Raw genomic sequence first — 3,009 nt, forward strand, 5'->3', positions numbered from 1 at the left:
GATCACAGACCCATTTGCCACGTACATGCTGTTCCTTATAGAACTGTGCCGGTCTGAAATGCAGTTTTTCACTGATATCTTCGCCGATACGACGTAACTGGCAGCCACAACTGCATTGGGTTGATGCAGGTTCATGCTCAATACGGATGGTGTGTAGATGATCTGGCAGCAGTCGACGTTTAGGTTTGTTGACTGTGGCTTTCTGTGTCCCTGCATGGGTTTTATCTGCATTTAATCGTTCTAATTCCAGATCAACGGCTGCGATATCTTCTTCGACCGCCTCATCCCACAGATGGATTTGTTTTGCGGTGAGATGTTCGTTTTTACTGCCGAATTTATGCTGTTTAAACAGCGCCAGTTCATGCTCGTATTTTTGATTGAGAATAGAAAGATGCTGAACTTTAGAATCTAATTGCTGATTGGTGACTTCAAGATGTTGAACTTTGGCATCTAATTGTTGATTTGATACTTCCAGATGTTGAACTTGAGCATCTAATTGTTGTTTATCTTCTGCGAGTTGTTGATGCTGCATCGCCAACTGCCGGGTGAATTCCAGCAGTTGTTCATGGGTCAGTTGGCTTAAATCTGGCAGCGTATTCATGACCGCAGTATGCCTGAGGTCATGAGAAGAATGAAATAGAACGTTTGGAGGATGGCAGAATAGCTGAGCTTGGTTTAGAGCATCGTGACCACCTGCTGTCGTCCAATGCGCTGCCAAGGCAAACCCTGGATTAATGCCTGTAACTGTTCCGGGTTGAGAGCTACGCTTTCACCCTGGTGAACTTTAGCCCAGTGGAATTTTCCCTGTTCCAGCCGCCGGGCACACAGCCAGATGCCCAGTCCATCATGTACCAGCACTTTCATGCGATGGCCACGTTTATTACAGAACAGGTAAGCACAATGCGGTTTAATGTAGCCAAAGGCTCTCACCACCTGAGCCATGACAGTATCCATCCCTGCTCGCATATCCAGAGGTTGGGTAGAAAGCCAGATTTCATCGATACGGATCATGTTGCAAGTGCCTTGAGTAATTCTGCCAAGGCAGGTATTTCTGATACTTGCCATTTCAAGCCAATTTCTGCTTTTGAGTGGGGTAAAGTAATTTGAACTTTTAACATGTCAGTAGGAGTAGGATCTAATGGTGCAGAGCAAGATAAGGCAATAAATGCAGGTTTATTCGGTAGTGTTGAGCGATCACTCCCTGGCTTAGCATCAATTAAGCGAATCCATTTGGATACAAGATTTGTATTCAATCCATGTTGCAAAGCGACTGAAGCAATTGAAACGTCCGGTGCTTTACAAGCCTGAACGATCTGCTGTTTAAATTCAGCACTGTATGTTCTTCGTTTTTTCGCAAGAGATGCGATGGATGTCTGATTATTTGTAGTCATAAATTTAAGTCCCCACTTGTTTCTAAGTGGGGACTAAATTAAGGCTTATAGGATGAATTCAGAAGGTGTGTTCAGCGGACGCTTACCTTTCTATTCTAGGTGGCTTTGTTGCATAAATATGTAAGCATCTGATTTAAATAAATTTAATTTTGGATCAAAAAACAATCAAAACTTTTAAAATCATATAGTTATGAAATCTTTGTGCAACAAAGCCGGTTTATGCAGGAATATGCATCAAAACTCGAAATTTTATTGAAAAGTTTTATCGAGGTTTATAAGTCCCTGAAACGAAAAAATGCCTGAACTTCAGGCATTTTTTACGTCATCACTTACAGCTTAAAACAATCAAAAACGAGAGTCTTAGTCTTTTGAATACGACTTAATTTTTTCAAAAATAGGGTAAAAGTCTACACCCTCATCTTTCATGCTAGAAAGCAAATAAACCAGAACAGCGATATGTGTAGGTACTTTTCCGATCTTTTTATAGTTAGTTATGGAATTTGGGTTCATGTCCAATAAGGTTGCAAATTCCTTAATTGAAAGACCTGCTTTTCCCATAAGTCTTTGAAATTCTTCGTACGGCATGGTGATAAATACAATTTATTTGGATTAGAAGTATATCACAGACCATAAAATTACAAAAAACACATAAAAAATGTGATAAACACATTTTTTATGTGTTATAAATAGCTTATCAACTAATCTATTTATCATCTCTATAGGAGAAACAAACGATGTACTCATATCCTAATTCAAACACTGAAAAGAAAATTGCACTGATGATCATTAATGACTTTTTCATTCAAAAAGCACATGACCTCTGGATTTTTTTACAACTAGATCAGAGTTTTAACGATTATGAGGCCACGCTAATTTGGACTCGACGTTATTTAGAGGAACATCCAGAAGGTGAATACAGTGATATTCAAAAAGCTTTCCTTTCTTGTTTCCCAGAAAATTTCTTTAACTTTGACTATTAATTGATGAATAATCTTTCCTCTTTTGTAGCAGTTTAAATCAAAGTAAACGCTATAAAAGAGGAAAAATTGGTAGTGTTGCAAATAGCTTTTTAGCTAAAGGTTCAGTAGATGAATCCCTTCCATAGTCGGCATCATTTTTAGGGCGAAATCATTCTTTGGGCTGTTCGCTAGTATTGTAAGTATGGCAGTACAGGAAGAGTTTTCAATCGCATAACTCTCTTCAGCATTACATAAGTTTCGTAAGTTATGTAACTTTATAAATTTATATCTCTGATAGATCAGCCCCTGACGGTTCTTCTGGTCAGCTAGATCTTTAATTTTTCAGCATTGCATTTCATATATGGACAAATCCCTGACAAGAAATATAGGGAGAGTTTTCAATCTCATACCTCTCTTCAGCGTTACATAAGATCATAAGTTGCGTAAGTTATGTAACTTTATAAATTTATATCTCTGATAGATCAGCCCCTGACAGTTCTTCTGGTCAGCTAGATCTTTAATTTTTCAACACTGCATTTCATATATGGACAAATCCCTGACAAGAAATATAGGGAGAGTTTTCAATCTCATACCTCTCTTCAGCGTTACATAAGATCATAAGTTGCGTAAGTTATGTAACTTTATAAATTTATATCTCT

The 3,009-nt window shown here is 38.2% G+C and carries 5 protein-coding genes; 1 reads left to right on the top strand and 4 read right to left on the bottom strand.

From position 1 onward, the window contains the following. The 4 genes from FTV52_RS14300 to FTV52_RS14315 form a co-directional block, all read right to left on the bottom strand. Window positions 1-601: IS66 family transposase zinc-finger binding domain-containing protein (locus tag FTV52_RS14300; protein WP_179991033.1), on the bottom strand; the 601-nt coding region annotated here is incomplete at its 3' end. A gap of 74 nt (window positions 602-675) precedes the next feature. Further along, window positions 676-1,011 carry an IS66 family insertion sequence element accessory protein TnpB gene (gene tnpB / locus FTV52_RS14305; protein WP_004828548.1) on the bottom strand — a complete coding sequence of 112 codons (336 nt, stop codon included), beginning with the start codon at window positions 1,009-1,011 and terminating at the stop codon, window positions 676-678. Beyond that, window positions 1,008-1,391 (bottom strand): transposase, encoded by a 384-nt coding sequence (locus FTV52_RS14310; protein ID WP_179991034.1) that lies wholly within the window; start codon window positions 1,389-1,391, stop codon window positions 1,008-1,010. Before FTV52_RS14310 ends, tnpB begins: the two co-directional genes overlap by 4 nt. Window positions 1,392-1,751: 360 nt before the next feature. After that, window positions 1,752-1,976: a helix-turn-helix transcriptional regulator gene (locus FTV52_RS14315; RefSeq protein WP_004676219.1), complete on the bottom strand. Its 225-nt coding sequence runs from the start codon at window positions 1,974-1,976 to the stop codon at window positions 1,752-1,754. Window positions 1,977-2,125: 149 nt separating this feature from the next. Between FTV52_RS14315 and FTV52_RS14320 the strand changes: the two genes are divergently transcribed. Continuing rightward, window positions 2,126-2,371: a hypothetical protein gene (locus FTV52_RS14320; protein WP_004776736.1), complete on the top strand. Its 246-nt coding sequence runs from the start codon at window positions 2,126-2,128 to the stop codon at window positions 2,369-2,371. Window positions 2,372-3,009: the final 638 nt, after the last annotated feature.

It is taken from the genome of Acinetobacter sp. YH1901141 (assembly GCF_013416935.1).
In the GTDB taxonomy this organism is placed as follows: Bacteria; Pseudomonadota; Gammaproteobacteria; order Pseudomonadales; family Moraxellaceae; genus Acinetobacter; species Acinetobacter towneri.

Coding starts and splice junctions, on each gene's coding strand:
- FTV52_RS14315 (WP_004676219.1), bottom strand. CDS start 1,976: ATGCCGTACGAAGAATTTCAAAGACTTATGGGAAAAGCAGGTCTTTCA.
- FTV52_RS14320 (WP_004776736.1), top strand. CDS start 2,126: ATGTACTCATATCCTAATTCAAACACTGAAAAGAAAATTGCACTGATG.
- tnpB (WP_004828548.1), bottom strand. CDS start 1,011: ATGATCCGTATCGATGAAATCTGGCTTTCTACCCAACCTCTGGATATG.
- FTV52_RS14310 (WP_179991034.1), bottom strand. CDS start 1,391: ATGACTACAAATAATCAGACATCCATCGCATCTCTTGCGAAAAAACGA.